At 61.3% G+C, this 23,581-nt stretch carries 22 protein-coding genes; 9 read left to right on the plus strand and 13 right to left on the minus strand.

Annotation, left to right across the window (positions count from 1 at the left end; translation table 11 throughout):
- Positions 1-5: 5 nt before the first annotated feature.
- Complete coding sequence (locus ACSQ36_RS06295; RefSeq protein ID WP_436181154.1) at positions 6-1,127, plus strand: ISAs1 family transposase; 1,122 nt, start codon at positions 6-8, stop codon at positions 1,125-1,127.
- 31 nt (positions 1,128-1,158) lie between these two features.
- On the opposite strand, the gene aceA is transcribed toward ACSQ36_RS06295, so the two are convergent.
- The 3 genes from aceA to ACSQ36_RS06310 form a co-directional block, all read right to left on the minus strand.
- Positions 1,159-2,463 (minus strand): isocitrate lyase, encoded by a 1,305-nt coding sequence (gene aceA / locus ACSQ36_RS06300; RefSeq protein ID WP_436181253.1) that lies wholly within the window; start codon positions 2,461-2,463, stop codon positions 1,159-1,161.
- 373 nt (positions 2,464-2,836) lie between these two features.
- Positions 2,837-4,537 (minus strand): DEAD/DEAH box helicase, encoded by a 1,701-nt coding sequence (locus ACSQ36_RS06305; protein ID WP_436181254.1) that lies wholly within the window; start codon positions 4,535-4,537, stop codon positions 2,837-2,839.
- A 499-nt stretch (positions 4,538-5,036) separates the two neighbouring features.
- A complete protein-coding gene (locus tag ACSQ36_RS06310; protein ID WP_436181255.1) occupies positions 5,037-5,315 on the minus strand; it encodes an acyl-CoA-binding protein in 279 nt (92 codons plus the stop codon).
- 194 nt (positions 5,316-5,509) lie between these two features.
- Between ACSQ36_RS06310 and tsaB the strand changes: the two genes are divergently transcribed.
- The 4 genes from tsaB to ACSQ36_RS06330 are packed head-to-tail and all read left to right on the plus strand — an operon-like array spanning position 5,510 to position 8,841.
- The gene (gene tsaB / locus ACSQ36_RS06315; RefSeq protein ID WP_436181256.1) at positions 5,510-6,412 is read left to right on the plus strand and encodes a tRNA (adenosine(37)-N6)-threonylcarbamoyltransferase complex dimerization subunit type 1 TsaB; all 903 of its coding nucleotides are present in this window, start codon (positions 5,510-5,512) and stop codon (positions 6,410-6,412) included.
- Positions 6,409-6,903, plus strand: a complete 495-nt coding sequence (rimI, locus tag ACSQ36_RS06320) for a ribosomal protein S18-alanine N-acetyltransferase (RefSeq protein WP_213763146.1) — start codon at positions 6,409-6,411, stop codon at positions 6,901-6,903. The genes tsaB and rimI overlap by 4 nt, the downstream gene beginning before the upstream one ends.
- Complete coding sequence (locus tag ACSQ36_RS06325) at positions 6,890-7,876, plus strand: uracil-DNA glycosylase (RefSeq protein WP_436181257.1); 987 nt, start codon at positions 6,890-6,892, stop codon at positions 7,874-7,876. The genes rimI and ACSQ36_RS06325 overlap by 14 nt, the downstream gene beginning before the upstream one ends.
- A gap of 5 nt (positions 7,877-7,881) precedes the next feature.
- Complete coding sequence (locus ACSQ36_RS06330) at positions 7,882-8,841, plus strand: DUF1853 family protein (protein ID WP_436181258.1); 960 nt, start codon at positions 7,882-7,884, stop codon at positions 8,839-8,841.
- Positions 8,842-8,894: 53 nt separating this feature from the next.
- On the opposite strand, the gene thiD is transcribed toward ACSQ36_RS06330, so the two are convergent.
- The 4 genes from thiD to lplT form a co-directional block, all read right to left on the minus strand.
- Positions 8,895-9,701, minus strand: coding sequence for a bifunctional hydroxymethylpyrimidine kinase/phosphomethylpyrimidine kinase (gene thiD / locus ACSQ36_RS06335; protein ID WP_436181259.1), 807 nt, complete (start codon positions 9,699-9,701; stop codon positions 8,895-8,897).
- 7 nt (positions 9,702-9,708) lie between these two features.
- Positions 9,709-10,338 carry a thiamine phosphate synthase gene (gene thiE / locus ACSQ36_RS06340; RefSeq protein ID WP_436181260.1) on the minus strand — a complete coding sequence of 210 codons (630 nt, stop codon included), beginning with the start codon at positions 10,336-10,338 and terminating at the stop codon, positions 9,709-9,711.
- Positions 10,335-11,150, minus strand: a complete 816-nt coding sequence (thiM, locus tag ACSQ36_RS06345; RefSeq protein WP_436181261.1) for a hydroxyethylthiazole kinase — start codon at positions 11,148-11,150, stop codon at positions 10,335-10,337. Before thiM ends, thiE begins: the two co-directional genes overlap by 4 nt.
- 133 nt (positions 11,151-11,283) lie before the next feature.
- Positions 11,284-12,591 (minus strand): lysophospholipid transporter LplT, encoded by a 1,308-nt coding sequence (lplT, locus tag ACSQ36_RS06350; protein ID WP_436181262.1) that lies wholly within the window; start codon positions 12,589-12,591, stop codon positions 11,284-11,286.
- Between the two features lie 525 nt (positions 12,592-13,116).
- Between lplT and alr the strand changes: the two genes are divergently transcribed.
- From alr to ACSQ36_RS06365, 3 genes are all read left to right on the plus strand, one after another.
- The gene (gene alr, locus ACSQ36_RS06355; protein ID WP_213763134.1) at positions 13,117-14,187 is read left to right on the plus strand and encodes an alanine racemase; all 1,071 of its coding nucleotides are present in this window, start codon (positions 13,117-13,119) and stop codon (positions 14,185-14,187) included.
- Positions 14,188-14,248: 61 nt separating this feature from the next.
- Positions 14,249-15,637, plus strand: a complete 1,389-nt coding sequence (gene radA, locus ACSQ36_RS06360) for a DNA repair protein RadA (RefSeq protein ID WP_436181263.1) — start codon at positions 14,249-14,251, stop codon at positions 15,635-15,637.
- A 157-nt stretch (positions 15,638-15,794) separates the two neighbouring features.
- Positions 15,795-16,058: a DUF2866 domain-containing protein gene (locus ACSQ36_RS06365; protein WP_213763131.1), complete on the plus strand. Its 264-nt coding sequence runs from the start codon at positions 15,795-15,797 to the stop codon at positions 16,056-16,058.
- A gap of 11 nt (positions 16,059-16,069) precedes the next feature.
- Here the strand turns inward: ACSQ36_RS06365 and ACSQ36_RS06370 are convergent, their stop codons facing one another.
- Positions 16,070-18,007, minus strand: a complete 1,938-nt coding sequence (locus ACSQ36_RS06370; protein ID WP_436181264.1) for an ATP-binding cassette domain-containing protein — start codon at positions 18,005-18,007, stop codon at positions 16,070-16,072.
- Positions 18,008-18,176: 169 nt separating this feature from the next.
- Here ACSQ36_RS06370 and ACSQ36_RS06375 point away from each other — a divergent pair, with 169 nt between their 5' ends.
- Entirely contained in the window at positions 18,177-18,656 is a 480-nt protein-coding gene (locus tag ACSQ36_RS06375) for a glutathione peroxidase (RefSeq protein WP_436181265.1), read from the plus strand.
- Positions 18,657-18,699: 43 nt separating this feature from the next.
- Here ACSQ36_RS06375 and cls read toward each other — a convergent pair whose 3' ends face one another.
- The 5 genes from cls to dapD all read right to left on the minus strand — a co-directional run bounded on the left by cls (position 18,700) and on the right by dapD (position 23,560).
- Positions 18,700-20,163, minus strand: coding sequence for a cardiolipin synthase (gene cls, locus ACSQ36_RS06380; protein WP_213763127.1), 1,464 nt, complete (start codon positions 20,161-20,163; stop codon positions 18,700-18,702).
- A gap of 35 nt (positions 20,164-20,198) precedes the next feature.
- Complete coding sequence (prmB, locus tag ACSQ36_RS06385) at positions 20,199-21,083, minus strand: 50S ribosomal protein L3 N(5)-glutamine methyltransferase (protein WP_436181266.1); 885 nt, start codon at positions 21,081-21,083, stop codon at positions 20,199-20,201.
- A gap of 28 nt (positions 21,084-21,111) precedes the next feature.
- A complete protein-coding gene (gene dapE / locus ACSQ36_RS06390) occupies positions 21,112-22,251 on the minus strand; it encodes a succinyl-diaminopimelate desuccinylase (RefSeq protein ID WP_436181267.1) in 1,140 nt (379 codons plus the stop codon).
- A gap of 115 nt (positions 22,252-22,366) precedes the next feature.
- Complete coding sequence (locus tag ACSQ36_RS06395; RefSeq protein ID WP_436181268.1) at positions 22,367-22,729, minus strand: ArsC family reductase; 363 nt, start codon at positions 22,727-22,729, stop codon at positions 22,367-22,369.
- A gap of 3 nt (positions 22,730-22,732) precedes the next feature.
- Positions 22,733-23,560 carry a 2,3,4,5-tetrahydropyridine-2,6-dicarboxylate N-succinyltransferase gene (gene dapD / locus ACSQ36_RS06400; protein WP_436181269.1) on the minus strand — a complete coding sequence of 276 codons (828 nt, stop codon included), beginning with the start codon at positions 23,558-23,560 and terminating at the stop codon, positions 22,733-22,735.
- Positions 23,561-23,581 lie beyond the last annotated feature (21 nt).

Raw genomic sequence — 23,581 nt, forward strand, 5'->3', positions numbered from 1 at the left:
AAACGATGCACGATGAAGCACTGAGTATTGAAGATGCGTTTGGTGATTTGAAAGACCCTCGCAGGCGCACGCCGGCTCACGATCTGAGCGGGATGCTTATGGTTGCGGTGTGTGCGATCCTCAGCGGGGCAGACAGCTGGGTCGCGATCCAGACTTGGGGCACAGAAAAACTGGACTGGCTGCGCCGCTATGTGCCGCTGGAGCACGGCATTGCCTCTCACGACACCTTCGGGCGGGTGTTTGCGTCGCTTAATTCCAAGCAGTTCGAAGCCTGCTTTATCCGCTGGATGAGCCACCTGTGTCCGGCGCTTGTCGATCAGGTCGTGGCGATCGACGGCAAGACCGTGCGTGGCTCGCATCGGGCAGGTGAGCGTGCGATTCACCTGGTATCAGCGTACGGTTGTGGACTGGGCGTGGTGCTCGGGCAGGTTCGTACGGCCGACAAAAGTAACGAAATCACGGCGATTCCGGAACTACTCGACGCCCTGCTACTTAAGGGTGCGATTGTCACCATCGATGCCATGGGGTGTCAGCAGCGCATTGCGCAGAAGATCGTGGACGGCGAGGCTGACTACGTGCTGGCCGTCAAGGGAAACCAGGGCAAACTCAAGGACCGGGTCCATGAGGCCTTTGCAGCATTGGAGCGCTGGCCGGGTGCCTACGAGTGCGACGAACATGTGGAGATTGGCAAGGATCACGGGCGCATCGAAACACGCCGCTGCGTGGCGCTGTCGTACACGCCTTGCGCACTGGACGCCCTGTCTCGCTGGCCGAAGCTGCGGTCAGTGGCGATGGTCGAGGCCACGCGTGAGATCAACGGTGCCGTTTCAACCGAGCGCCGTTATTACATCAGCAGCCTCCCGCCTAACGCACTCACGATCGCTCAGGCCGTACGTTCCCACTGGCGCATAGAAAATTCGATGCACTGGGTATTGGATATGGCCTTTGGCGAAGATCAGTGCCGCGTACGGGTGGACAACGCCGCGCAGAACTTCGCTGTCCTTCGGCGCATCGTGATGAACCTGCTCAAGCGCGATACGACTTCCAAGGTGGGGCTGAAGATTCGCCGTCTGAAAGCGTGTGCGAACGACCGCTATCTCGCTCAACTCCTCGGCTGGCATGAATAGAAATTTAACCTTTAGTGCAATTGCCCTGTTATTAAGCCACTTTCTTCTCGAAGAACTGTTCATCTTCGGTCGAGCCGTGCAACGCGGTCGTCGATGCGTCTTTTTCAACCGCCTGCGTCACTGCATCGAAGTAGCCCGTTCCCACTTCACGCTGATGCTTCACTGCCGTGAAACCCTTCTCGGCCGCCGCGAACTCGGCTTCCTGCATCTCGACGAATGCGCTCATCTGATTGCGTGCATAGCCGTGCGCGAGGTTGAACATCGAGTAATTCAGCGCATGGAAACCGGCCAGCGTGATGAACTGGAACTTGTAGCCCATCGCGCCAAGCTCTTTCTGGAATTTGGCGATGGTCGCGTCGTCCAGGTTCTTCTTCCAGTTGAACGATGGCGAGCAGTTATACGAGAGCAGCTTGCCCGGGAATTCACGATGAATCGCTTCAGCAAACTTCTTCGCGTACGCCAGGTCCGGCTTGCCGGTTTCGCACCAGATCATGTCGGCATACGGCGCGTAGGCGAGGCCACGCGACACGGCTTGTTCCAGGCCCGGCTTCGTGCGGAAGAAACCTTCCACGGTGCGCTCGCCGGTCAGGAACGGCCGGTCGTTTTCATCGACATCCGATGTCACCAGATCCGCCGCTTCCGCGTCGGTGCGGGCGAGCAGGATGGTTCGCGTACCGGAAACGTCAGCCGCGAGACGCGCAGCCGTGAGTTTCGCGATGTTTTCGCGCGTCGGCACGAGCACCTTGCCGCCCATGTGCCCGCATTTTTTCACCGATGCCAGCTGATCCTCGAAGTGCACGCCCGCAGCGCCGGCTTCGATCATCGCCTTCATCAGTTCGAACGCGTTCAGCACGCCGCCGAAACCGGCTTCAGCGTCGGCCACGATTGGCTGGAAGAAGTCGAGATAGCCTTCATCGCCGGGATTCTTGCCTTCCGACCACTGGATCTGATCGGCGCGCGTCAGCGTGTTGTTGATGCGCTTGACCACCAGCGGCACCGAATTCGCCGGGTACAGCGACTGGTCCGGATACATCTCGCCGGCAACGTTCGCGTCGCCCGCCACTTGCCAACCGGACAAGTAGATCGCCTTCAAACCGGCCTTGACCTGTTGCATGGCCTGATTACCGGTCAACGCGCCGAGCGCATTGACGAACGGCTCTTCATGAATCGATGCCCACAGTTTTTCCGCGCCGCGTTTCGCCAACGTGTGCTCGACTGGCACCGAACCGCGCAGCCGCACGACGTCGTCGGCGGTGTAGCTGCGCTTGATGCCCTTCCAGCGCGAATCCGTGTCCCATTGCTTTTGAAGTTCCTGAGCTTGTTGTTGGCGCGACATGGCGTTTCTCCTTTGATTGCCTGACTAATGACTAATGGATGGTCGTCCGGTTGAGCAGTCTCGGTGCTTCTTGTTGCTCAACTCTTATATAAGAGTCTAGGGAAAGGAAGTTAGAGGAGCCAGTCGTTTAGCGAAGTTTTCGAATAAAAATTATCGTGTTAAATCAATAATTTAGTATTTATATTTCACAATATAAAATGATCTTTCCCATGTTGGGATGTGAAGACTTGTGCCATGCACCAACAATTTCGTGGCACAAAAGGTCCTTCCGCATTGTGAAATTCAGAGTGTGGACGAAAAAAAACCGACGCACGAGGCATCGGTTTTCTTTTTGCCGGCACACGCAAGAAGCGCGCGCCGCACTGATTACGACTTAGCTGCCACGACGCGGAGCGCGCGGGCCGTCATTGCGACGTGCTGCATAACCGTCACGCGAACCGCCACCGAAGCCCGAACCACCGTCACGCGATCCACCGCCGCTACGATAGCCGTCACGTGAACCACCATCGCGCGAATCGCGAGCACCACCGGCGCTTGCCGGCTTGTTGCCCCAGCCGCCCGGCTTAGCCGAGCCGCCGTTGCCAGCACCGCCGTTACCAAAGCGGCGACCTGCACCACCCGCACCAGCGCCACCGCCGCCCGGACGGCCACGGCCGCCAAAGCCAGGACGACCACCGCCACCGCCGGCCGGAGCCGAGCGACGCGGTTCAAAGCCAGCGATCACGCTCACATTCAGCGGCACACGCACGAAACGCTCGATGCGCTTGAGCGCGCCTTGCTCTGCGTGATGCACGAGGCTGATTGCCGTACCCGTGCGGCCAGCACGGCCCGTACGGCCGATACGGTGAACGTAGTCTTCCGCGAACTTCGGCAGATCGTAGTTGAATACGTGCGTGATGCCCGGGATGTCGATACCGCGAGCCGCGACATCGGTTGCCACCAGCACGCGTACTTTGCGTTCGCGCAGTGCACGAATCGTGCGGTTACGCGCGCCTTGCGGCAGATCGCCGTGCAATGCAGCCGATTCAAAACCAGCGTCCGACAAACGGATAGCCAGTTGGTCAGCGTCGTTCTTGGTTGCCGTGAAAACGATAGCCTGATCCAGGCCGGCATCGCGCAACAGGTGGTCGAGCAGACGATCCTTGTGATCGCGGTCATCGACGTAATGCACGGTTTGCGCAATGTTGTTCTGCGCTTCGAGCTTTTGGATGATCTCGATGCGTTCCGGGTTCTTCAACAGGCGGCCGGTCAGCGAGCTGATCTTGCCGTCGATGGTTGCCGAGAACAGCAGCGTCTGACGCGTGGCCGGCGTAGCAGCAACAATGGTTTCGATATCGTCGATGAAACCCATGTCCAGCATGCGGTCGGCTTCGTCGAGCACGAGGATTTGGAGTTGCGACAGGTCAATACGGCCGCGTTCCAGATGGTCTAGCAGACGGCCCGGCGTAGCAACCAGGATTTCCGGGTTCTTCGCGAGCAGCATCAATTGCTGGCCATACGCAACACCGCCGAGAATGCTGACCGTGCGCAACCGGCGCAGATGCTTGCCGTACGTGGTCGCGGCAGCGGTAACCTGCATGGCGAGTTCGCGGGTCGGCGTCAGAACCAGCATGGTCGGACGAGCGACCGGCTGGGTGCGGCGGGCCGGGCGGGCGTTCGGGTCATGCGGCTCGCGCGGAGCGGAAGCCTTGGCTTTTTCGAGTTGCGAGAAACGTTCGATAGCCGGCAGCATGAATGCTGCGGTCTTGCCCGAACCGGTCGGGCTGGAAACCAGCAAGTCGCGGCCGGCGAGCGCTGCGGGAATCGCGCGCTGCTGAACCGGCGTCGGCACTTGATAGCCAGAAGCGGTCAGCGCAACGATGATCTCGGGCGACAGGCCGAGCGATTCGAAGCTCGGGCCGGTCTGCACAGCGATAGCAGCGGCGACAGGCGCAACTGAAGAAATGGGGGCGGGAATAGCGGGTGAAGCAGATGCGGCGGGCGAAACAGATGCTGCCGGCGCGGCGGGTGTGTCTTCGCCGAGTGCCAGTGCAGCGATGGAGTCCAGCGGGCTATGGGTGTTGCTCGAAGTCATGTCGATCCTTGAAACGGGGAATAAGGCGTATGGCGCCAATCGGCATACCCAAGTCGTCAGATTCAGCGAGCAAAGAAGCAGCGAGCAAATCGAAAAACGGGGGCAGCTCGCAACAATAAAGGCGAGCTTTTCGTTAGAAGCTGTATCGGATTCGACAGGCCGAGGCGGCTTTGTCGTCAGCCTGATGCATGATCGGCCGAAGAGAAGGCCTAGCAGGGAGGGGACAGTTTCTAAACTGGATTGGAGCAAAACGCTACGAGTCGCCGCGCTGCGCGGGTTAATCAGCTAATGAATTGACTAAAACCATCAATTCACCCGGTCACAGTGAAGCGCAGGCAACAGTATAGCGGCAATTGTTGCGCTGCGCCAGATTTTAAGACAGTTTGATTCAACTTGCGGTTTACCGGGGCGCAGAATTTCGCCTGCGTCTGGGTAAAGCGGGTAAAGCGCCGCGGGGCCGCTCAAACCAGCGGGCGTCCGGCGCTGGCCCTCCCGGGTTTTACGCCGAGGCGCCGCTTTTCAGCGATTCCACCAGCCCGATGTATTGCTGCTTTGCGGTGTCCTGCGGCGTGCCGGCGAGTGCGCTCCACGCGTCGTACTTGTATTTGCCGGCGATATCGGCGAAACCTGGCTTGTCACCTTGCACATCGCCCAGGCTCGCTTGCTTGTAGAGCGCGTAGAGGCGCAGCAGCGTCAGGTTGCCCGGCCGTTCGGACAGTTCCTTGACGTCCGCCTGGGCAAGCGCAAATTGCGCGTCGAGTTCGTTGATTCCGCTCATTCAGTTCTCCGGACAGGCTGGTTAAGGTCTGACGATCATAACAAGCCGGTTGCGCGGGCTTGTCGAGGGTTTCTTCCAGAACTCCCCGGCCAAGGCCCGATCCCCAGCGCAAGCGGGCATTGTCCGCGCGGCGCTCGCAGCATCACGGTTCACGCGTTACTTCATGCATTACGGCACGCATTACAATAGCGGCCATGACACGCACCGTTTTGCTCGCCCTCGATACCTCGACCGAATTCTGCTCAGTCGCGCTGCTGATCGCCGACCCGACGGCCGTCGCCGCGCCAACGACTTATGGAAGCGCTCCTCATTACTCTGCCGGCGAAGTCCACGTCTGGTTCAGTCATGAATTGACGGGACCGGTATCCAGCACGCGCTTGCTGCCCGCGATCCGCGAATTATTCGATACCGCCGGCCTGACGCTCAAGGATTGCTCCGCGATCGCGTTCGGCGCCGGGCCTGGCTCATTTACCGGTTTGCGCACGGCAACAGGCGTCGCACAGGGGCTGGCGTTCGGGTTGAGCGTGCCGGTGGTGCCGGTCGGCACCTTGCTCGCCTGCGCGGAGTTCGCGCGCTTGCACGACCCATCGGCAACACGTGTGCTCGCGGCGCTCGACGCCCGCATGAACGAGGCGTACTGGGCGGATTTCCGCTGGGATGCAGTGGCGGGAGGGGCGGGAGCGGCGGGCGAGTGGGCCACGGTCCAGGCGGCATCGCTTGATCTGCCCGAGGCAATCGTCCTGCCGGACGAGCCGTTCACGCTGGCGGGCAATGCGGCGGCGGCTTTCGGCGAACGGTTGCCGATGCCGGCCGCTCCGGCGTGCCGCATCGATTTCGATGCGCTGCCGCACGCGTTGCCCGTGGCGCTTGCCGGGTTACGCGCGCTGCGTGCCGGCCGGACGGTCGCGCCCGATCAGGCCGCGCCGGAGTACGTACGCAACAAGGTCGCGCAGACCACCGCCGAGCGGATGGACGCGCGTGCCGCCAAAGCTGCCGCTGCTGCGGGAGATCAAGCCGATCATGCCGACCCCGCCGCTCCGATCGCTCCGATCGCTCCGATCGCTCCGATCGCTCAAGCGACGGAGCCTCTACGGTGAGCGGCGTGTTGATGGCGGATCGTTATCTGTCGTCGATGACGGAAGCTGATCTCGATGAGGTCGCCGCCATCGAAAAGCTCGCTTACGAATTCCCCTGGACCCGTGGCAATTTCCAGGACTCGCTGCGCAACGGCTATTTCGGCGTGTGCCTGCGCCATGTCACCGGGACCTTGCTGGGGTATTGCGTGCTGATGCCGGTTGTCGATGAAATGCATTTGCTGAACCTGTGCGTCGCGCCCGAGGCGCAACATGCCGGCGCCGGGCTCACGTTGTTGCGCGAAGCGGTGCGCATCTCGCGGCATCAGAAACTCGAGGGCGTGCTGCTGGAAGTACGGCCGTCGAATCCGCGCGCCATCCAGCTTTACGAGCGCTTTGGTTTCGCCACCATCGGGCGGCGCAAAAACTATTACCCCGCGCGGCACCGCTCGCGCGAGGATGCACTCGTCATGCGTCTGACGTTTTCAAAGGAGGCCGTGGATGGCGCTGCATAAGTCGATGCTGGAAGAGTTCGGACTGGGAACGGTCTGGGTGAGGCGGGGGCCGGCATCGGTTGAAACGTCCGTGGCCGTGCCTGATCAGTCGACAGACTCGACGGCGATTGCGCGCGATCATGCCGCCGCCGGGGTGCACCGGTCGGCTCCGCGTGTGCCGGTCGAAGAAGCGCACGCGCCGGTAGCCCGGAAAGCTGATCCACTCGACGCGCTGACGGCGCTCGATGCCGCTCTTTCCGCCGCGCAGACGAGCCAGGGCAACGCGCATCAAGCGCCGCCTGCAAAGATCGCTTCCGTCGAACCGCCAGTCTTCGATGACCTCCCCTGGCTCGACGATGTGCCGCCGCAATCACTGGCTGTTTCGGAAACCGTCGACGACACCGCCGCCGATATCGCGACCCTCGACTGGGACACGCTCGCCGCTCGCGTCGCCGTGTGCGAACGCTGCCGTTTGTGCGAGCGTCGCACGAACTCGGTATTCGGCGTGGGTGATCGGGACGCGGACTGGATGCTGATCGGTGAAGCGCCCGGTGAGAACGAGGACAAGCTGGGCGAACCGTTCGTCGGCCAGGCGGGCAAGTTGCTCGACAGCATGCTGCACGCGGTGGCGTTATCGCGCGAGGACAACGTGTTCATTGCAAACGTGATCAAGTGTCGCCCGCCCGGTAACCGCAATCCGGAACTCGATGAAGTCGCGCGCTGCGAGCCCTATCTGAAGCGGCAGGTCGAACTGGTCAAACCCAAGCTCATTGTTGCGCTTGGACGGTTTGCCGCGCAGAGCCTGCTCAAGACGGAGGCGAGCATTGCGTCGCTGCGGGGACGGGTGCATGACTATCAAGGTGTGCCGGTCATCGTCACGTATCACCCGGCCTACTTGCTGCGCAGTCTCCCCGATAAAGCCAAGGCATGGGCCGATCTGTGTCTCGCAGAGGCGACTTACCGCAAGTCGCTGCAGGCGGCAGACGGCCCGTGACGGCCGTGAACGAGATCACGTCATTCCACGATCCCGCCGTCCGGAATCTCGCGTGGCTGCTGTTCTCGCCGGACTTGCTGAGCGTGTCGCGCGCGGGCGCGCCGCTCGCGCGTCCCGCCGCAACGGAGAGTGAGGGCGCAGCCACGCTCGTCTGGCTCGATGCACTCGACCGCGACCCCGCGGCGCTGCACGCACAGGTTCACAAACCGTCGCTGACGCGGCTCGGCTTCTACGCCGAAGCGTTGCTCGAATATTTCCTGATGCGTGGCCCGCACGCGCGGCTGATCGCCGCGAACATCCCATTGCGCACGGCCGAGCGTACGCTCGGCGAAGTCGATTTCCTGCTGGAGAACGTGCGTGGTGAGCGGTTGCACTGGGAGCTCGCGGTGAAGTTTTATCTGCATATTGGCGAGGGTGAGGGGGCCGCTACGCTCGCTCATTACGTCGGTCCGAATCTGCAGGATCGTTTCGACCTGAAGCACGCACGGCTCTTGAATCATCAACTGGGTTTGAGTGCGCGCGATGAGTTTGCATCGCTCGGGTTCGAGGGTCCGTGGCGCGCCGAGTTGTTCGTCAAAGGGCGCTTGTTTTATCGCGATGATGGCCATGACTATCGTAGTCGCGCGTCGAACCTGCCGCCCGAGCTTGCCGGCGATCATCTGCGAGGCTGGTGGAAAACGGCGTCGGAATGGCGGGATTCGAAGGCGGATGGATTGTTTGCTTCGTTGCCCAGGTTGGGATGGATGGCAGAACGAACGTTATCTGCGCAAGAGGGTGATGCGCTGGTGGAGCAGACAGCGATGTTGTCTGAGCGCGTTGCAACGCTGTCGTCGCCGATCATGGTTGCGCGGTATGAACGTTACGACGGCTACGACCGCGCTACCGGCAACGTATGGCGCGAGCACTCGCGCGGTTTTATCGTGCCCGATGAATGGCCGGCGCGTGCCGCTGACTTTGCCGGTTAAATAGGGTTAAACAGCGTTAAGCCGGGTCGAGCTCGCGCGTGGCAAAGCGACCCTCACCACCACCTGAAAAAATGATGTACCGGGCCAACTCCGTGCCCAACCTCCAGCCGCGCGCTTTGTTCGATCGCGCCGGTCAGATAGAGCTTGGCGTCGGCGGTAGCGGCAGCGAGCGAGTCGCGTTGGGTCAGCAGCGCCGCAATCGATGACGACAACGTGCACCCCGTCCCATGCGTATTCTTCACCGGCACGCGCGGCCCGCCAAGCCGCAGCGCGCCGCTGTCTTCGATCAGCCAGTCGGGGCTATCGGTGGAACTTAGATGGCCGCCCTTCATCAATACCGCCCGCGCGCCCAATGCTCGCAGCGCTTCGCCCTGGCGCACCATCGCGTCTTCATCTTCGGCTGATGCCACGTTCAATAACGCAGCAGCTTCCGGCAAGTTTGGCGTGACCAGCGTAGCGAGCGGTAATAGTTCATCGCGCAACGCAGCCACTGCATCCGGCGTAAGCAAAGCGTGATTGCTCTTGGAAATCATCACCGTATCAAGCACCACATGCACCGGCCGATACCGGCGCAACGCCGCCGCTACCGCGCGCACAATATCGGCATTGGCGAGCATGCCGATCTTCACGGCATCGATGCGGATGTCGTCGAAAACGGCGTCAAGCTGAGCGGTGACGAACGACGCGTCGGGCGTATGGATGGCCGTCACGCCGCGCGTGTTCTGCGCGGTGAGGGCGGTGATAACAGACAAACCGTAAGCGCCGAGCGCCGAGAACGCCTTGAGGTCGGCCTGGATGCCCGCGCCGCCACCGGAGTCGGAGCCGGCGATGGTAAGGACGTTGGGGATTGAATGGGTCATGAGGTTTTCAGGAGGATGCCAGCAATCGTTGCGCGGCGAGATGCGGGTCGGCAGCGGTGCAGATCGCCGATACCACCGCGATACCGCCCGGCCCCGCGCGTTTGATATCGGCGGCGTTGTGCAGCTGGATGCCGCCGATAGCCACCGTCGGATGAACAGAGCGCGCGCACAGCGCGGCGAGGCCGTCGATGCCACATGCCGCCGATGCGTCCGGCTTGGTCGGCGTATCGAATACCGGCCCTACGCCCACGTAATCGATCATGGCGCCCAGCGTGTTGGCGTGATCGACCTGCATGGCAGTCGATACCGATAGTCCGATCAAAGCCTGCGCCCCCAGCAGTTTCCTGGCGACATCCGGCGGCAAATCGTTCTGGCCGATATGTACGCCATCGGCGCCGCACGCGAGCGCGACATCGACGTGGTCGTTGATGATGAGCGGCACGCCATACCGGCGCGTGAGCGGCAGCAGATCGAGCGCGAGGTCTAGCCACGCGCGTTTATGCCACTCGGGCGCGCGCAGTTGCACGATCGTGACACCGCCATCGAGCGCCGCCCGGGTCACGTCGAGCGCGCGTGCATGGCCGCCGCACTGGACGGGATCGAGGACGAGATATAACGCGAGATCAAGGCTCATCATGCGGTGGGCACGACATCACGCGACACGAGCGTGGCAGCGAATTCGTTTGCATCAAGCGATGCCAGCCGGTCGAGATAGGCGACCGCGAAACTTCCCGGCAATGCAGCGTCGCGCGATGCCAATTCGCCCGCGATGCTCGAATAGGCGATCGCGGCGACCGTTGCGGCCCAACGGTCATCGTTATCGGCAACGCCCACAAACGCCGCGACCGTCGCTGATAACGCACAGCCCACGCCGGTCACGCGTGTCATCAACGGCGATCCATTCGATAACGCGACCGTCCGGCGGCCGTCGGTGACGTAATCGGTCTGACCCGTGACCGCCACTACAGCGCCTGTATTCAGCGCGAGGAGCTGGGCTGCGTCGAGCGCGGCTTCGGCGAAAGCGGTGCTGTCGACGCCGCGTGCGCTCGATTCACCACCCGACAAGCTGATGATCTCCGAAGCGTTGCCGCGAATCACGGCCGGATGTGCATCGAGCAGATCAAAGGCGAATGCCGTGCGAAAACTCAGCGGGCCGACCGCTACCGGATCCAGCACCCACGGTTTGTGCGCGCGATTGGCCGCCTCGACCGCGGCGCGGATCGCCTTGCTTTGCGGCAAGTCGAGTGTGCCGAGATTCACCGATACCGCATTGGTCAACGGCACGAATTCACCCACTTCCTCGCGGGCGATGACCATGGCGGGTGCGGCTCCCAGCGCGAGCAGCACGTTCGCCGTGAAATTCGTGACAACGAGATTCGTCAGGCAGTGGACAAGCGGCGCGCGTTCGCGCACGCGCACGGCGAACGAATAGAGATCGGCGGCGGGCATGGGCAGGGTGTAAAGAAAATGGTGATAACGGGATTATCGCGCGCCGGGCGGCTGGGCGCCCGGTGTGATTTCAAGCTTTGATTGGGTCAGGTCAGGCGCAATCCACACGCACTGACCATTCCGAAGCCACCGCTCAATGCCGCGACTCGCCGATCAGAGCGACCGAATCGAAGGCCCGCTGATTCGCCTGATGCCGTCGCATGACAAAGTACATCATCAGGCAGACGAAGGTGCCGAACAGCACGATCACGAATTGAATCGGTACGTCGAGCCAGACGAGCACCGCGTACAGGCACAACATCACGAGCACGGAGAGGTTCTCGTTGAAATTCTGCACCGCGATGGAGTGACCCGCCGACAACAGCACGTGGCCGCGATGCTGCAGCAGCGCGTTCATTGGCACCACGAAAAAGCCCGACAGGCCGCCGACGATCATCAGGAAGATATACGCGACGATCAGGTAACCCGGAATGTGCATCCGGCCGAAATAGATGCCCCAGTGCACGGGAAACAGATGCTTCGAATAGAACGCGAGCAGCATCACCGCCACGCCCATCATGATGCCGACCGGGAGCACGGAAAGCGACTTCTTCAGCGGCACGCGGGCGGCCGCGAGAATAGCGCCGACCGCGACGCCAACGGCGATGATCGCCTGCAAAATAGCGGCTTCCGATAACGACATGCCGAGCGAGACTTCCGCCCACTTGAGCACGATGAACTGCAGCGTCGCGCCCGCGCCCCAGAACAGCGTGGTCACGGCGAGCGAGATCTGGCCGAGCTTGTCGCGCCAGAGCGCGTTGAAACAATCGGCGAAATCGGTGATCAGCTTGAGCGGACGATGCTCCTGCTTCGGATAACGCGCGCCGGTGTCGGGAATCCGCAGGTTGAAGATGGCCGCGACAATGTACATGAGTACGATCACGAGCATGGCGGCTTCGGCGGGGGTATCGACCTTCGGAATGTGCAGGGAGAGAATGTGCGAGGCGATGTGCGGACTGATCAGCGCACCGCCCATGACGGTGCCGAGGATGATCGAACCTACCGTCGTGCCCTCGATCCAGCCGTTCGCCGCGACCAGCCGGTCAGCCGGCAATAGCTCGGTGAGAATGCCGTATTTCGCGGGCGAATACGCAGCGGCGCCGAATCCGACAATGCCGTAGGCGAGCAACGGATGCGCACCGACCAGCATCGTCAGGCAGCCGACGACCTTGATCGAGTTGGTGACGAACATCACGTGGCCCTTCGGTCTCGAGTCTGCAAAGGCACCCACGAAAGCGGCCAGAACAACGTATGACAGCACAAAAAACAGCTTGAGCAGCGGTGTCATCCAGTTCGGAGCGTGAAGATCTTTCAGCAGGGCGATCGCAGCGATCAGAAGGGCGTTGTCGGCCAGCGACGAGAAAAACTGCGCGGCCATGATGGTGTAAAAACCTTTTTTCATCTGATCCGATGCTAGTCCGCACTGCGGGTAATCCGCCCCGTTCGCACACGGCGCGCTCGTCGCTCGCGTCCGGCTTTGCGCTCAGGCTCCCGTTCAGGCAATTTCTGTTCGAAATGGGTTGTGTGCACGGCTTTATAACACGAAAATAGGCGCATTCTGACTAGCAGTAACCTGCATGACAATTCGCGGACGTTCAGGCCGGAACGTCACCGGTCTGCAAGGTAGCGATAGGGTATTGATTCGGGTACTGATTCAGCAATTGGCCTGGCTATCGGTACTTTTCGAATTTATCATCATGTGCACGGTCTATTGCCAAGTGGCCATCAGATGCAATGATCGATCGCTGGCTGATCAACGCCAGGCGGCCGGTATTGCTTCCGAGCGATCGTGAATAGGCCAATGAGTGGCCCAATGAATAGGGCACGATCGGCCGCCTCCGTGCCGGGGTAGACACGCAGCGTTCCGGCAACCGTCGAGCTGCACCCCGTTCTTGCATAATCACCTGTTTTTTCCAACCGACCTCCCATGCCGCGCCCGATATCCGCCACGATCCACACCGCCGCACTTGCCAGCAATCTCGCCGTCGCACGCCGTCATGCGCCGAAATCCAAGATATGGGCCGTGGTCAAGGCTAATGCATATGGCCATGGTGTAGCGCGAGCGTTCCCCGGATTGCGCGCAACGGACGGCTTCGGTCTTCTCGACCTGGAAGAAGCGGTCAAGTTGCGTGAGTTGGGTTGGGCTGGCCCCATCCTGCTGCTGGAAGGTTTTTTCCGTCCGACGGATATCGACGTGATCGATCGATACAGTCTGACCACGGCCGTGCATGGCGATGAACAGTTGCGAATGCTGGAAATGGCGCGACTGTCGAAGCCGGTCAATATCCAGCTGAAAATGAACACCGGCATGAACCGGCTCGGTTACACGCCGGAGCGTTTCCGGGCAGCGTGGGAACGCGCGCGGGCAGTGCAGGGTGTCGGCCAGATCACGCTGATGACCCATTTCTCCGACGCCGACGGTCCCCGCGGCATCGGTCATCAACTCGAAGCGTTCGAACGCGGTGCTGAAGGTATCGCTGGCGCGCGCAGCCTCGCCAACTCCGCGGCCACGCTGTGGCACGCGGCGTCGCATTTCGACTGGGTGCGGCCCGGCATCATTTTGTACGGCGCTTCGCCGTCGGGCAAAACGGCCGATATCGCCACGACCGGATTGCGGCCCGCCATGACGCTTGCGTCCGAGCTGATCGCGGTGCAGACGGTGCCGGCGGGTCAGTCGGTCGGCTATGGGTCGGTGTTCTCGGCTACAGGTCCTATGCGGATCGGCGTAGTGGCGTGCGGTTATGCGGACGGTTATCCTCGAGTGGCGCCTGAAGGCACGCCGGTTATCGTCGATGGCGTGCCGACGCGGATTGTCGGCCGTGTCTCCATGGACATGCTGACGGTCGACCTGACCCCGGTTCCAACTGCGGGAGTTGGTACGCCGGTGGAGTTGTGGGGCGAGAAGCTGCTGATCGATGACGTGGCGGCTGCGTGCGGCACGATCGGTTATGAGTTGATGTGCGCAGTCTCGCCGCGCGTGCCGATGCGGGCGGAATAGAGCGTTCGCTGGCTTGTTTGGGTAGGCGACGACGCAATAACGACGGAATTCAGGAAGGCGAGTGGCAAAAGTAGCGAAGGTCAAGACACTGTACGTATGTACCGATTGCGGCGGCCAGGCGCCGAAATGGCAAGGTCAATGTCCCGCATGCGGCGCGTGGAACACGCTGGTCGAGTCGGTGGCGGAATCGCCGTCGGCGCATCGCTTTCAATCACTCGCGAAGACCTCTCCGGTGCAGCGTTTGTCGGAGATCGAAGCGTCGGACGTGCCGCGCTTTACCACGGGTATCGGCGAATTCGACCGGGTGCTGGGCGGCGGCCTGGTGGCCGGCGGCGTGGTGCTGATCGGCGGCGACCCGGGCATCGGGAAATCCACGCTGCTGCTGCAATCGCTGGCGGAGATCGCCCGTGAGCGGCCCGCGCTTTATATCAGTGGCGAAGAGTCCGGCGCGCAGATCGCGTTGCGTGCGCAGCGGCTCGGCTTGTTGGGCGATTCCGGCAAGGCAGCGCCTGATTTGCGCTTGCTGGCGGAAATCCAGCTTGAACGAATTCAGGCGACTATCGATAAAGAACGGCCGGAAGTTGCGGTCATCGATTCAATCCAGACCGTTTATTCCGAAGCGCTGACTTCAGCGCCGGGATCGGTCGCCCAGGTGCGCGAATGCGCGGCGCAACTCACGCGGATCGCGAAGCAGACGGGCACGGCCATCATCATGGTCGGGCACGTGACGAAGGAAGGCAATCTCGCCGGGCCGCGCGTGCTTGAACATATCGTCGACACGGTACTGTACTTCGAAGGCGATACCCATTCATCGTTCCGGCTCGTGCGCGCGTTCAAGAACCGCTTCGGCGCGGTGAACGAACTCGGTGTATTCGCGATGACCGAGCGCGGCTTGCGTGGCGTGGCGAATCCATCGGCGCTGTTTTTATCGCAGCATGAGCAGAGCGTGCCTGGTTCGTGCGTGCTGGTGACGCAGGAAGGTTCGCGGCCGTTATTGGTGGAAGTGCAGGCGCTTGTCGATACCGCGCATGTCCCGAATCCACGCCGTCTCGCCGTGGGGCTGGAGCAGAACCGGCTTGCATTGCTGCTGGCCGTGTTGCATCGGCATGCGGGCATTGCGTGTTTCGATCAGGACGTATTCCTGAACGCGGTGGGCGGCGTGAAGATCACGGAACCCGCGGCCGACCTGGCCGTATTGCTCGCGATCCATTCGTCGATGCGTAACAAGGCGTTGCCCAAGGGTCTGATCGTGTTCGGCGAAGTCGGGCTGGCGGGTGAAATCAGACCGTCGCCGCGCGGTCAGGACCGTCTGAAGGAAGCCGCGAAACTGGGCTTTTCGATCGCGCTGATTCCGAAGGCGAATGCGCCGAAGCAACCTATCGACGGGCTGGAAGTGATCGCGGTCGATCGGATTGAAGAGGCGATAGACCGGGTGCGGTCGCTGGCCTGAAGCTGCCAAGGTCGCATTGCGAGGCATTGTCGATCGGTCCCTTAGTAATGTCGTGTAAAAAACCGCGAGATTCGTGTAACCCAAGCGGGGCGTGCTTTTTCTATCCTTGTATCGCGACAAACCCGGATACGAGCGGAAAAGGAAAAAGGACTACGCCTTGAAACACGCAGATCAAACTTTGTCTCGCCCAACATTCCATCTGCGCGGCTGCCGTGTGTCCGCGCCCATCCAGCAGCCATGGGGCGGCGGTTGCCGGATTGTCGAGTGGATCGACGCTGAAGGGCAGATATCGCGTCGCGTAGTAGCCGAAGACGTGACCGAAGATGAGGTGGTGGCGACCATTCGGCGCCACGTGAAGGGCCGCAAGCACGTACTGGTCGACGACGAAGGAATGCCGCGGCAAACCCTGCCGAGGCGTTAAGCCAGGGCGGATCAGCCGATCTGCTCCAGTTCCTCGTGCGCTTCCAGCCATTGCGCTTCGAGCGCTTCCAACCGGCCGTTCACATCGGCCTGACGGCGAATCGATTCCGTGAGCTGCGCCTTCATGGCGGGCTCGTAACTGGCTGCATCGGCCACGAAAATATCAAGCTGCGCTTTCTCGGCATTCAGCTTGTCCATCTCCTTCTCGATCTTTGAAATCCGCAATTGCAGCGGCTTTTTCAAATGCGAGAGTTTCTGCCGTTCTTGTGCCTCCTGGCGACGCTGCTCCTTGCGGTTCTGCCCTGATTCCAGCGAATCGTCCGATGAACCACTGCTGGCCATCTCCTTGGCCGCTGCTCGCTGTTCCGCCGCGTGTTGCAACAGCCAGTCGCGATAATCGTCAAGATCGCCGTCGAACGGCTGCAGCCGGTGCTTCGCCACGAGCATGAAGTTATCCGTGGTGGCACGTAGCAAATGACGGTCGTGCGACACCAGGATCAATGTGCCTTCGAACTGCGCGAGCGCCATGGTCAGCGCGTGACGCGTTTCGAGATCCAGATGGTTCGTCGGTTCGTCGAGCAGCAGCAAATTGGGTTTTTGCCAGATGATCAGCGCAAGCGCGAGCCGCGCCTTTTCTCCCCCGGAGAACGGCGCGATCTTCGCGGTCGCCATCTCGCCGGAAAAATTGAAGCCGCCGAGGAAATCGCGTAATTCCTGTTCGCGTGTGTCGGGCGCGAGCCGGGCGACATGCTCCAGCGCGGAGTCCTGGGGACGCAGCGTTTCGAGTTGATGCTGCGCGAAATAACCGATCCGCAAGCCCTTGCCCTCGCGCACCGTGCCGCTCAACGCTTCCAGCGTGCCCGCCAGCGTCTTGATGAGCGTCGATTTCCCCTGTCCGTTCGCACCCAGCAAGCCGATTCGCTGACCGTTCTGGATGGACAGCGTGACGCCTTCCACGATCGGTACTTCGCCGGCGTCTGTGTGATAACCACAGCGCACGGACTCCATCACCATCATCGGGTTCGGCGCGGCATCGGGCGTGCGGAACTCGAACGTGAAAGGCGAAGAAGCATGCGCCGGCGCGATGATTTCCATGCGCTCCAGCGCCTTCACGCGGCTTTGCGCCTGCTTCGCTTTGGTCGCCTGCGCCTTGAAACGGTTGATGAAGCTTTGCAGATGCTCCACCGTCTTTTGCTGCTTCACATACGCGCTTTGCTGCAACGCCATTTGTTGCGCGCGCAGGATTTCGAACTGGCTGTAATTGCCGCCGTAACGCTTGATTTGCCGGTTTTCCAGATGCAGCGTGACGTTGCAGACGGAATCGAGGAATTCTCGATCGTGCGAAATCACGATCAGCGTTCCCGGATAACGATGCAGCCAGTCTTCCAGCCAGATGATCGCATCGAGATCCAGGTGGTTCGTGGGTTCGTCCAGCAGCAGCAGGTCCGAGCGGCACATCAGCGCCTGCGCGAGGTTCAGGCGCATGCGCCAGCCGCCGGAGAAGCTCGTCACGGGATCCTTTGTTTGCGCGAGCGTGAACCCCAGGCCGATCAGCAGGGTTTCGGCGCGGGCGGGCGCGGTGTAACCGTCTGCGTCGGCGAAAGCGGCGTGCGCGTCGGCTTCGGCTGCGCCATCGTGAGCCGCCGATGCCGCCGCAATCCGCGCTTCGATGCGCCGTAATTGCGTGTCGCCGTCAAGCGTGTAGTCGAGCGCGGTGCGATCCACGGCCGGCGTTTCCTGCGCGACGTGCGCGATTTGCCACGACGGCGGCATCGAGAAATCGCCGCCGTCCGCGTGCAGATCGCCGCGTAGCACGGAGAAGAGCGTGGACTTGCCCGCGCCGTTAGCGCCGATGAGCCCCGCCTTTTCGCCAGGATTGAGCGCGAACGTGGTCTGTTCGAAGAGCGGTTTGGTGCCTCGGGCAAGGCTGAACTGGTTAAAGCGAATCACGGCGTGGAGACCCAGGCAAGTACGGGAAAACGCTATTTTAGACTGGCGCGGGTAGTCGCCGCCGGCTCATTGACGTTGGTGCGTGAGGTCGGCGCGTCGTTAGCCGGTCGGTCGGGTGTTTTTTGACCTGCGTTTCGCTTAGACTGGATTTTTTCAAGCGGAGCATCGAATGAACCCTATCTACTCGTTTTCGGCGGAAACCCTCGGCGGTGAAACCGTCAGCATGGAAAACTATCAGGGCAAGGTGCTGTTGATCGTGAACACCGCGAGCGAGTGTGGATTCACGCCGCAATACAAAGGTTTGCAGGAGCTGTACGAACGTTACGCGGATCGCGGGTTCGCGGTGCTGGGTTTTCCGTGCAACCAGTTCGGCAAGCAGGAACCGGGCGATGCGGCTCAAATTGGCAGCTTTTGCGAGCAGAACTACGGCGTCACGTTCCCCCTGTTTGCGAAGATCGACGTGAACGGGGCGAACGCGCATCCGCTGTTTCGCTATCTAACCGAGGAAGCGCCGGGCGTGCTGGGGACCGAAGGTATCAAATGGAACTTCACGAAGTTCCTGGTCGACAAGGAAGGCAACGTGATCACCCGGTTTGGCTCGGTGACGAAACCGGATGCGCTTTCCGGCGATATCGAAAAGTTGCTCTGACGGCGGTTTTGACGAGGGCGACGTCCGGCTGGACGTCGCCCTGTCAAAGAATGGGTGAAAACAGGCGCGCGACGTGCATTGTCATGCGGCGCCATGCGGGGGCGCCGAGATAATCGTCGCGGCTGATTTCCCATGATTGCGCGAAGTCGTCGAGCAGCATTTTTTCGACTTCGCTTGCAAAGCGCCGGTCCACGGTCAGGACCATGATCTCGAAGTTGAGACGAAACGAGCGGTTGTCGAGATTCGCGCTGCCAATGGCGGCGGACATATCGTCCACCAGCACCACTTTCTGATGCAGGAAACCCGGGCGATATCGAAAGATTTTCACGCCTGCCAGCAGCGCATCGTAGGCATAGAGTTTCGACGCCGCAAACACCACGCGATGATCGCGGCGGCTCGGAATCAGGATGCGTACGTCCACGCCGCGCAAAACCGCGAGCCGCAGCGCGGAAAGCACGGCTTCGTCGGGGATGAGGTACGGCGTCGTGATCCAGATCCGCGAACGCGCCGCGTTGATTGCCTCGACGAAAAACAGCGAGCACGTTTCCTGATGGTCGGCGGGGCCGCTTGCGAGAATGAGACAGCTCATGTCGTCCGCCGATGTCTTCGACTCCGCCACTTCTGGAATGCGCTGTGTTGCCCAGTACCAGTCTTCTATGAACACAAACTGGATGCTGGCGACCGCCGGCCCGCGCACTTCAATGTGGGTATCGCGCCAGGGTGACAAACGTGGATTCGCACCGAGATATTCCACGCCTACGTTGTGACCGCCGACAAACGCGCATTCACCGTCAACGACCACGATCTTGCGATGATTACGAAAGTTGATCTGGAAGCGGTTAACGAACTTGCGCTTGGTCGCGAACGGATGCGTCTGCACGCCGCCCGCGCGCAGCGTGTTCACATAGCGTTTCGGCAAATCGAAGCTGCCGATGCTGTCGTAGAGAAAATAAACCCGTACGCCTTGCTGCGCTTTTTGGATCAGCAGGTCTTTCAGCTTGCGGCCAAGGTCGTCGTCGCGGACGATGAAAAACTGCACGATCACATAGACCTTCGCCGCGTCGATAGCTTTGAAGATTGCGTCGAACGTGGCGTCGCCGTTGATCAGCACGCGCACGGAATTGCCGCGCAGGAACGGCATGCCGCTCAAACGCGTCAGCGCGCGTATGGTCGGATGGCCGAGATACTCTGCAGGATCGCCGTCCGCCGCGCCGCGCAGACGGGCGGCTTCATCGGGGAAATTCCATTCCGTCGGGTGCGCGCTCTTGCGCAGGATCTCGTTTTCCAGCCGACGTGCGTCAATGTACCCGGCGAACTTGCTGCGCCCGAGAAAGAGATACGGGATCAGCGTGAAGTAGGGCATGGCGACAAGTGACACGGCCCACGCGACCGCGCCTTGCGAGGTGCGCGTGTTGAGCACCGCGTGGCACGCTGCGGCGGCGCCCAGTAAATGGGCGATGATCACAAACGTGCCGAGATGAAGCCAGTCCTGCCACTCGAAGTGCATGTACGCGGTGCCTGGTAATACTGATAGTCGTGCCGTCAGCCTGGCAAGTCGGCTGCCTGGATGAGAAACACGTTGTCGTCGCCGGCGCTGGTCGAGAGCCAGACAATGTCGAGGCCACCGAGCGTCGCTTCCACGTTGGCCCGTTCGTTGCCGATCTCGACCACGAGCACGCCGTCTTCGGTCAGCCACTTGCGCGCTTCGCCCACGATCCGCTTCACGATATCCATGCCGTCCGCGCCGCCCGCGAGTGCGAGTTCCGGCTCGTGGCGATATTCAGCGGGCAGGGTCTGCATGGCCAGCGCGTTGACGTACGGCGGATTCGTGATGATGACTTCGTAGTGGCCAACGGGTAGCGGTCCGAACAGATCGCCCTCATACAACGCGACGCGCGAATCCAGGTCGTAGTCGTCCACGTTCCGGTGCGCCACTTCCAGCGCGGGTGCGGAGATATCGACGGCGTCGATGTCCGCATTCTGGAACGCCTGCGCCGCGAGAATCGCGAGGCAGCCGGAGCCCGTGCAGAGTTCCAGCACGCGCGACACTTCGTCAGGGTCCTGCACATAGGGCTGCAAGCCATCCTGCAGCAACTCGCCAATAAACGAACGCGGCACTATCACGCGCTCATCCACGTAGAAACGGTGCCCGTGCATCCACGCTTCGTGCGTGATGTACGCCGCCGGCACGCGATCTGTTGCGCGCCGCTCGATCACTTTCATGATGGCGTCGATTTCGGTGTCGAGCAGGCGCGCGTCGAGGAATGGGTCGAGCGTGTCGAGCGGCAAGTGCAGGGTATGCAGCACGAGGTACGCGGCTTCATCGAATGCATTCGATGAACCGTGGCCGAACGACAAGTCCGCCTCTGTAAAACGCGACACGGCAAAACGCAGCAGATCGCGAACGGTGGTGAAGGGAAGCGCCATCGCAGGCTCCTTATAAGAGTGAGTCGGATCAGGCAAGCAAGGTTTCAAGCACGCGTCTATACACGTTTTTCAACGGTTCGATAAACGCCACTTCAACATGCTCGTCGATCTTGTGAATGCTGCCGTTCGGCGGTCCGAATTCGACCACCTGTTCGCAGATGCGAGCAATAAATCGGCCATCCGAGGTGCCGCCCGTGGTGGACAGTTCGGTGCGCACGCCGGTTTCATCGAGGATGGCTTGCTCCAGTGCGTTCGACAACGTGCCGCGCGGCGTGAGGAACGGCAGGCCGCTGACGCTCCACGCGAGATCGTAGTCCAGCGCGTGCTTATCGAGGATCGCGTGAACGCGGCTTTGCAGGCCTTCCACCGTGCTTGCCGTGGAGAAGCGGAAATTGAACATCAACTCGATGTGACCCGGGATCACGTTCGTTGCGCCCGTGCCGCTATGCAGGTTGGACACCTGCCACGTGGTCGGGGGGAAATATTCGTTGCCGTCGTCCCAATGCGTCGAGACCAGTTCAGCGAGTGCCGGTGCGAGCAAGTGAATGGGATTCTTCGCGAGATGCGGATAAGCAATATGACCTTGCACGCCTTTCACGACCAGCTTGCCGGACATGGAACCGCGTCGGCCGTTCTTGACCATATCGCCGAGCGTGGCGCTCGACGTGGGCTCACCGACAATGCAGTAATCCAGCCGTTCGCCACGCGCTTTCAACGCTTCGATGACCTTGACGGTGCCGTCGGTGGCGGGGCCTTCTTCGTCGCTGGTAATCAGGAAAGCGAGCGAGCCGCGATGCGCCGGATGCGCCGCGACGAACTCTTCGCTCGACACAACGAACGCTGCTATGGACGTCTTCATGTCCGCCGCGCCGCGTCCGTACAGCTTGCCGTCGCGGTGAGTCGGCACGAACGGCGGCGAGGTCCATTGTTCTAGCGGACCGGTCGGCACGACGTCGGTATGGCCGGCGAACGCGAGCAACTTGCCGTCAGTGCCGTCCGTGCCGCGTTTCACGGCCCAGAGATTCGTGACGCCACCGGACGCGATCGTTTCGCACTCAAAGCCGATCGCCATTAACCGCTCGATCAGCAGGTTCTGGCAATGCTGGTCGTCGGGCGTGACGGACGCGCGCGCGATGAGTTGTTCCGAGAGGAGAAGGGTGCCGGACATGGATTCGAGCCACTTTCAATAAAAAAGCCGGCGCGGCGGCCGGCGGGGATCTAGATTCGCGCGCCTTTTGTCAGAAGGCGCGCGATGCTGCGCTTAAAAGTTTAAAGCTCAATCTTTAAACGAACAGCGTTTCGTACTTTTCGGCATCGAAACCGAGCGACTTCACGCGGCCGTTGACCACGAGCACGGGCCGCTTGATGATCGACGGCTTGTGGATCATCAACGCGATCGCGCCGGCCGTGGAGCCGGCTTCGTCCTTGTAGGTATCCGACAGGCCGCGCCAGGTGGTGCCGCGCCGGTTGATCAGTTCGTCGAGCGTGACGTCCTTCAACCAGTCCTGCAACAAGAACGTCGATACCCCGGCTTTCTTGAAGTCATAGAACTCGAACGGCACGTCATGTTCTTCCAGCCACACGCGCGCTTTTCTCACGGTGTCGCAATTCGGAATCCCATACACGACGATCTTTTTCGCGGCCATGGATCAGTCGCCTCGCAGCAACTCGTTCAGGCCGACTTTGGCGCGCGTTTTCGCGTCCACCTTCTTCACGATCACCGCGCAGTACAGGCTGTGCGAACCGTCTTTCGAAGGCAGGTTGCCCGCGACCACGACCGAGCCCGCCGGAATGCGGCCATACGTGACCGAACCCGTTTCGCGGTCGTAAATCTTGGTGCTCTGGCCGAGATACACGCCCATGGAGATGACCGAGTTCTCTTCCACGATCACGCCTTCCACCACTTCCGAACGCGCACCGATAAAGCAGTTGTCTTCGATGATCACCGGGTTCGCCTGCAGCGGTTCCAGCACGCCGCCGATGCCCACGCCGCCCGACAAATGCACGTTCTTGCCGATCTGCGCACACGAACCGACGGTGGCCCAGGTATCGACCATCGTGCCTTCATCCACATACGCGCCGATGTTCGTATACGACGGCATCAACACGACGTTTTTAGCGATAAACGAACCACGGCGCGCGATAGCCGGCGGCACGACGCGAAAGCCGCCCGCAGCGAAATCTTCAGCCGTGTAATTGGCGAACTTCGACGGCACTTTGTCGTAGAACTGGCTGTATCCGCCAGCCGGCATGGGCGCGTTGTCTTCCAGGCGGAACGACAGCAATACCGCTTTCTTCAGCCATTGATTGACCACCCATTCGCCGTTCTGCTTTTCGGCAACGCGGGCCAGGCCTTTGTCGAGTTGCTCGATGGCGTGAGCGACAGCGTCGCGCACGTCGGCGGGGGCCGATTTCGGCGACAGCTCGGCGCGGTTGTCCCAGGCGGTATCGATGATCTGCTGAAGTTGTTGCGACATGGTCGTGAACTTAAGTGAGTA

This window comes from Caballeronia sp. LjRoot34, from assembly GCF_964253815.1.
GTDB lineage: Bacteria > Pseudomonadota > Gammaproteobacteria > Burkholderiales > Burkholderiaceae > Caballeronia.

What these genes read in the sequence shown, in the direction of transcription:
- cls (WP_213763127.1), bottom strand. Translation starts at nt 20,163, where the DNA reads ATGCACTTCGAGTGGCAGGACTGGCTTCATCTCGGCACGTTTGTGATC.
- dapD (WP_436181269.1), bottom strand. Translation starts at nt 23,560, where the DNA reads ATGTCGCAACAACTTCAGCAGATCATCGATACCGCCTGGGACAACCGC.
- lplT (WP_436181262.1), bottom strand. Translation starts at nt 12,591, where the DNA reads ATGAAAAAAGGTTTTTACACCATCATGGCCGCGCAGTTTTTCTCGTCG.
- ACSQ36_RS06325 (WP_436181257.1), top strand. Translation starts at nt 6,890, where the DNA reads ATGGCGCTGCATAAGTCGATGCTGGAAGAGTTCGGACTGGGAACGGTC.
- ACSQ36_RS06295 (WP_436181154.1), top strand. Translation starts at nt 6, where the DNA reads ATGCACGATGAAGCACTGAGTATTGAAGATGCGTTTGGTGATTTGAAA.
- thiD (WP_436181259.1), bottom strand. Translation starts at nt 9,701, where the DNA reads ATGACCCATTCAATCCCCAACGTCCTTACCATCGCCGGCTCCGACTCC.
- ACSQ36_RS06395 (WP_436181268.1), bottom strand. Translation starts at nt 22,729, where the DNA reads ATGGCCGCGAAAAAGATCGTCGTGTATGGGATTCCGAATTGCGACACC.
- prmB (WP_436181266.1), bottom strand. Translation starts at nt 21,083, where the DNA reads ATGGCGCTTCCCTTCACCACCGTTCGCGATCTGCTGCGTTTTGCCGTG.
- thiM (WP_436181261.1), bottom strand. Translation starts at nt 11,150, where the DNA reads ATGCCCGCCGCCGATCTCTATTCGTTCGCCGTGCGCGTGCGCGAACGC.
- tsaB (WP_436181256.1), top strand. Translation starts at nt 5,510, where the DNA reads ATGACACGCACCGTTTTGCTCGCCCTCGATACCTCGACCGAATTCTGC.
- aceA (WP_436181253.1), bottom strand. Translation starts at nt 2,463, where the DNA reads ATGTCGCGCCAACAACAAGCTCAGGAACTTCAAAAGCAATGGGACACG.
- dapE (WP_436181267.1), bottom strand. Translation starts at nt 22,251, where the DNA reads ATGTCCGGCACCCTTCTCCTCTCGGAACAACTCATCGCGCGCGCGTCC.
- thiE (WP_436181260.1), bottom strand. Translation starts at nt 10,338, where the DNA reads ATGATGAGCCTTGATCTCGCGTTATATCTCGTCCTCGATCCCGTCCAG.
- ACSQ36_RS06375 (WP_436181265.1), top strand. Translation starts at nt 18,177, where the DNA reads ATGAACCCTATCTACTCGTTTTCGGCGGAAACCCTCGGCGGTGAAACC.
- alr (WP_213763134.1), top strand. Translation starts at nt 13,117, where the DNA reads ATGCCGCGCCCGATATCCGCCACGATCCACACCGCCGCACTTGCCAGC.
- ACSQ36_RS06305 (WP_436181254.1), bottom strand. Translation starts at nt 4,537, where the DNA reads ATGACTTCGAGCAACACCCATAGCCCGCTGGACTCCATCGCTGCACTG.
- ACSQ36_RS06310 (WP_436181255.1), bottom strand. Translation starts at nt 5,315, where the DNA reads ATGAGCGGAATCAACGAACTCGACGCGCAATTTGCGCTTGCCCAGGCG.